This window comes from Escherichia sp. WS1265, from assembly GCF_046487585.1.
GTDB lineage: Bacteria > Pseudomonadota > Gammaproteobacteria > Enterobacterales > Enterobacteriaceae > Escherichia > Escherichia coli.
This window is the reverse complement of record NZ_JBJQJE010000044.1, coordinates 1-4,940: the sequence shown is the minus strand read 5'-3', so window position 1 is coordinate 4,940 and position 4,940 is coordinate 1. Positions and strand designations below refer to the sequence as shown.

Annotated in this window: 5 protein-coding genes and 1 pseudogene; all 6 read left to right on the top strand. The window is 57.6% G+C overall.

Annotation, left to right across the window (positions count from 1 at the left end):
- A partial coding sequence (locus ACJHX3_RS24255) for a DUF905 family protein (protein WP_410236222.1) occupies positions 1-93 on the top strand: 93 nt, incomplete at its 5' end.
- Between the two features lie 58 nt (positions 94-151).
- Positions 152-2,110 (top strand): ParB/RepB/Spo0J family partition protein, encoded by a 1,959-nt coding sequence (locus ACJHX3_RS24250; RefSeq protein WP_137556658.1) that lies wholly within the window; start codon positions 152-154, stop codon positions 2,108-2,110.
- Positions 2,111-2,164: 54 nt separating this feature from the next.
- Positions 2,165-2,599: a conjugation system SOS inhibitor PsiB gene (gene psiB, locus ACJHX3_RS24245; protein ID WP_000845897.1), complete on the top strand. Its 435-nt coding sequence runs from the start codon at positions 2,165-2,167 to the stop codon at positions 2,597-2,599.
- On the top strand, positions 2,596-3,315 hold the full coding sequence (locus ACJHX3_RS24240) for a plasmid SOS inhibition protein A (RefSeq protein WP_001276263.1): 720 nt from the start codon (positions 2,596-2,598) through the stop codon (positions 3,313-3,315). The genes psiB and ACJHX3_RS24240 overlap by 4 nt, the downstream gene beginning before the upstream one ends.
- Positions 3,312-3,908, top strand: coding sequence for a hypothetical protein (locus ACJHX3_RS24235; protein WP_000978012.1), 597 nt, complete (start codon positions 3,312-3,314; stop codon positions 3,906-3,908). Before ACJHX3_RS24240 ends, ACJHX3_RS24235 begins: the two co-directional genes overlap by 4 nt.
- Before the next feature lie 462 nt (positions 3,909-4,370).
- Positions 4,371-4,871: pseudogene (locus ACJHX3_RS24230) on the top strand (antirestriction protein ArdA).
- The last annotated feature ends 69 nt before the right edge of the window (positions 4,872-4,940 follow it).

Below are 4,940 nucleotides of genomic sequence, written 5' to 3'. Positions count from 1 at the left end.
GATGGCACGTTGATCTGGCGCTCCTGGAATTTTGAGGACTGTGCCGGGTACTGGATGAACCAGTACATCAGGGATTTCGGGATTCTTAAGTAAGAGAGGTGCCGGACGCGCGAACGTCCGGCAGGACATAAGCAATTATAAGGGGATGATTATGCCTGTAACGAAGTGTGAACCAGAAACCACCCGCAAAGCAAGCCGTAAATCTGTAAAAACGCAGGAAACTGTCCTGTCTGCCCTGCTGGCGCAGACGGAGGAAGTGAGCGTGCCGCTGGCCTCGCTGATTAAATCACCGCTGAATGTGCGCACGGTGCCGTATTCTGCGGAGTCCGTCAGCGAACTGGCGGAGTCCATTAAGGGCGTCGGACTGCTGCAGAATCTGGTCGTGCATACCCTGCCTGGTGACCGTTACGGTGTCGCCGCAGGTGGTCGCCGACTGGCTGCACTCAACATGCTGGCAGAGCGTGGCATCATTCCGGCTGACTGGCCTGTACGCGTGAAGGTTATTCCGCAGGAGCTGGCGACTGCCGCATCAATGACTGAAAACGGTCATCGTCGGGATATGCACCCTGCCGAACAGATTGCCGGATTCCGTGCGATGGCGCAGGAAGGCAAAACGCCTGCACAAATCGGTGATTTGCTGGGCTATTCGCCCCGCCACGTTCAGCGAATGCTGAAACTGGCAGACCTTGCGCCTGTCATCCTCGATGCGCTGGCAGAAGACCGCATCACCACCGAGCACTGTCAGGCGCTGGCGCTGGAGAGCGACACCGCGCGTCAGGTGCAGGTGTTTGAAGCCGCCTGCCAGTCGGGATGGGGTGGAAAACCGGAAGTGCAGACCATTCGTCGTCTGGTGACCGAAAGTGAAGTGGCGGTGGCGGGGAACAGTAAATTCCGCTTCGTGGGGGCTGATGCCTTCTCACCTGACGAACTGCGTACTGATTTGTTCAGCGATGACGGGGACGGTTATGTCGACCGCGTGGCGCTCGATGCCGCCCTGCTGGAAAAACTCCAGGCTGTCGCTGAACACCTTCGGGAAGCTGAAGGCTGGGAATGGTGCGCCGGGCGCATGGAGCCTGTCGGTGAGTGCCGTGAGGATGCCGGAACATACCGCTGTCTGCCGGAGCCGGAAGCGGTGCTGACGGAGGCGGAAGAAGAACGCCTGAACGAACTGATGGCACGTTACGACGCGCTGGAAAACCAGTGTGAGGAATCCGACCTGCTGGAAGCAGAAATGAAGCTGATGCGCTGCATGGCGAAGGTCAGGGCGTGGACGCCGGAGATGCGTGCCGGAAGTGGCGTGGTGGTGTCCTGGCGTTACGGTAATGTGTGTGTCCAGCGTGGTGTGCAGTTGCGCAGTGAAGATGACGTGGCTGACGACGCTGACCGCACGGAACAGGTGCAGGATAAAGCGTCAGTGGAGGAAATCAGTCTGCCACTACTGACGAAAATGTCTTCCGAACGCACGCTGGCAGTCCAGGCAGCACTGATGCAGCAACCGGACAAATCCCTGGCACTGCTGGCATGGACACTCTGCCTGAATGTGTTTGGCAGCGGGGCGTACAGCAATCCCGCAAAAATTCGTCTGGAATGTGAGCATTATTCGCTGACCAGCGATGCGCCGTCAGGGAAGGAAGGTGCCGCATTCATGGCGATGATGGCAGAAAAAGCCCGTCTTGCGGCACTGCTGCCGGAGGGATGGTCACAGGACATGACGACGTTCCTGTCACTCAGCCAGGAGGTGCTGTTATCCCTGCTCAGTTTCTGCACCGCGTGCAGCATCCACGGTGTTCAGACCCGCAATTGTGGTCACACGTCACGCAGCCCGCTGGACTCGCTGGAAACGGCTATCGGATTCCACATGCGCGACTGGTGGCAGCCGACAAAAACAAACTTCTTCGGACACCTGAAAAAGCCGCAGATTATCGACGCCCTGAATGACGCCGGACTGTCCGGTGCCGCACGGGACGCGGAGAAGATGAAGAAAGGCGATGCGGCTGAACATGCAGAGCACCACATGAAAGACAACCGCTGGGTGCCTGGCTGGATGTGTGCACCACATCCACAGACAGATGCCACTGAACGCACCGATAACCTGGCTGATGCCGCCTGATGAACAACCACACCGCCCCGCCGGAGACGGGGCGGCAGCAAGGGAGATACCGTGATGAAAACTGAACTGACCCTGAATGCCCTGCAGTCCATGAACGCACAGGAATATGAAGATATCCGTGCTGCGGGAAGCGATATGCGCCGTAATCTCACTCACGAGGTGATGCGTGAAGTGGACGCACCAGCTAACTGGATGATGAATGGCGAGTATGGCAGTGAGTTCGGGGGCTTTTTCCCCGTCCAGGTTCGTTTCACGCCAGCCCACGAACGTTTCCACCTGGCATTATGTTCGCCGGGAGACGTCTCTCAGCTCTGGATGCTGGTTCTGGTGAATTGTGGTGGACAGCCTTTCGCCGTCGTTCAGGTGCAACATATCTTCACGCCTGTCGCTATCAGTCACACGCTGGCGCTTGCCGCGACACTTGATGCGCAGGGGTACAGTGTTAACGATATCATCCATATCCTGATGGCAGAAGGAGGTCAGGCATGAGCGCACGTTCACGGGCACTGATCCCCCTCAGCGCAGAGCAACAGGCCGCCATGCAGGCTGTGGCTGTCACCGAACAACGTCGTCGTCAGGGACGCACACTTTCAGCATGGCCTTATGCCAGCGCTTTCTTTCGCTGCCTGAATGGCAGTCGCCGGATTTCGCTGACCGATCTCCGCTTTTTTGCTCCTGCGCTGACGAAGGAGGAATTTCATGGCAACCGTCTCCTGTGGCTGGCTGCCGTGGATAAACTGATTGAAAGTTTTGGTGAAGTCTGTGTTCTTCCCCTGCCATCCGATGCGGGGCATCGTCTGTTCCCGTCCGTTCCTTTTCGTGAAGGTGAGCGGCGTCGTCAGAAAACCACGCTGACAGAGCAGAAATACAGCCGCCAGCGGGAACGTGAGGCAGAACGACGGGAACTGGAATACCAGACATGTTTTGCTCAGGCGCAGATTGACCTTGCGTTTCATACTCCCTCCACGGTCGGAAGCTGGTTGTCCCGCTGGTCTGGTGTTGTTGAGGAGCATGATCTGGAAACGATTTTCTGGGGGTGGTGCGGGCGTTTTCCATCACTGTCATCATTTGACCGGTTTTTCTGGCAGGAGGAACCACTCTGGCGGCTGATTTTTGAAGCTGGTGAGGCCGGTCGTGGTGCACCGGTACAGGTACGTGCACTTGAGCAGTGGATGATCCCGAACAAGCTGGAGAACGCAATATGATGAAATCAGACGAACAATATCAGGTTCCCGTGTGGATGCGACCTCTGTTGCCGTTGCTCTGCAATACCGGTGGTAATGATCCGGAGGAACTGCTGAATGATACAGAAACCACCGCCAGTGCGAATATTGTCCGTTATGTACTGATAGTTGCAGTGCGGTCGCAGATTGATCTGCTGCAGCTACTGTACAGGAAAGGACTGTTGCGCACAGAGATACCAGGTGGCTTTTCACCGGAAGAAGCGCAGGAACTCCTGGATAATCTGGTGCGCAGCCATATCAGCAAGGCGCTGTCGGGTGAGCGAATGGCAGCCCGTGACAGAAATGCCGATCTGACCTGGATTCGCCAGCAACTGGTCGATGCCGCCTGGTTTGTCCGTGCCACACTGGAAGCGCATGGGATGGGCGTCGGAAATGAGAGTCCCTCTGCTCCGCCGGAGACAATGCCGGACATACAGACACGGGAACTGGTTATGTTGATCAAGCGACTGGCATCATCGCTGAAAGCGGTGAAACCCGACAGTAGCGTGGTGCGTGAAGCGCAGGACTGGCTGTGCGACAGAAAACTTGTGGATATCACAGATATTCTCCGGTGAACCAGACATGTATATTTTACGCAGGGACACGCCGATCATGATCGTTTCATATCAGGGGTGGTCTGGAGGTCATGCGGCGTGTCCTCTGCACTCGCCGGAATAAGGAAGTCGCCGGCGGCTCCGCTTTTACCCGGCCATGCGGGGCATGGCCTTGTGGGTTTTCAGCTCTGTGGCCTCAGCGTCGTGTGCGGGCTGTGCCGTGCCTCCATCTTAGCCGGGCTGGCAGGGATGCAAGGGTACGCTTCGCCGCTGCGGTCACCCGGTCCCTCCTTCCCGTCTGCCGTGATTTTCCGGTCGTTCACCCGCTCAGATTTCGCGGTCTCACCCTCCAACTCCCGCCAGCCGTGTGCGTCAGGCTGCGGCTTCCCTTGCGCCCTGTGCATCCCCGCCTTATCGCCCGGCTTTTATGGAGGCACGGCACCGCCCGGTGCCGCAGAACATGTGACTATGGAGGATTCGGGAATGTCTGTTGTTGCACCTGCTGTATACGTTGGAACCTGGCACAAATACAACTGTGGAAGCATCGCCGGACGCTGGTTTGACCTGACCACGTTTGATGATGAGCGCGACTTTTTCGCCGCCTGCCGTGCTCTTCACCAGGATGAAGCCGATCCTGAACTGATGTTTCAGGATTATGAGGGATTCCCGGGGAATATGGCCTCTGAATGCCATATCAACTGGGCCTGGGTTGAAGGCTTCCGCTAGGCACGGGATGAAGGCTGCGAAGAGGCTTATCGTCTCTGGGTGGAGGATACCGGTGAGACGGATTTTGACACCTTCCGCGATGCCTGGTGGGGCGAGGCTGACAGTGAGGAGGCTTTTGCGGTTGAGTTCGCCAGTGATACCGGCCTGCTGGCTGACGTGCCGGAGACGGTGGCGCTCTATTTTGACTATGAGGCGTATGCGCGGGATTTATTCCTAGACTCCTTCACCTTTATTGACGGTCATGTGTTCCGTCGGTGATTTACTCCCCCGCTCCGGCGGGGGTATGGCCTGCCAGGCCGCCGGAAAACCCTGGCAGGCTTACGCCTG

What these genes read in the sequence shown, in the direction of transcription:
- ACJHX3_RS24250 (WP_137556658.1), top strand. Translation starts at nt 152, where the DNA reads ATGCCTGTAACGAAGTGTGAACCAGAAACCACCCGCAAAGCAAGCCGT.
- psiB (WP_000845897.1), top strand. Translation starts at nt 2,165, where the DNA reads ATGAAAACTGAACTGACCCTGAATGCCCTGCAGTCCATGAACGCACAG.
- ACJHX3_RS24240 (WP_001276263.1), top strand. Translation starts at nt 2,596, where the DNA reads ATGAGCGCACGTTCACGGGCACTGATCCCCCTCAGCGCAGAGCAACAG.
- ACJHX3_RS24235 (WP_000978012.1), top strand. Translation starts at nt 3,312, where the DNA reads ATGATGAAATCAGACGAACAATATCAGGTTCCCGTGTGGATGCGACCT.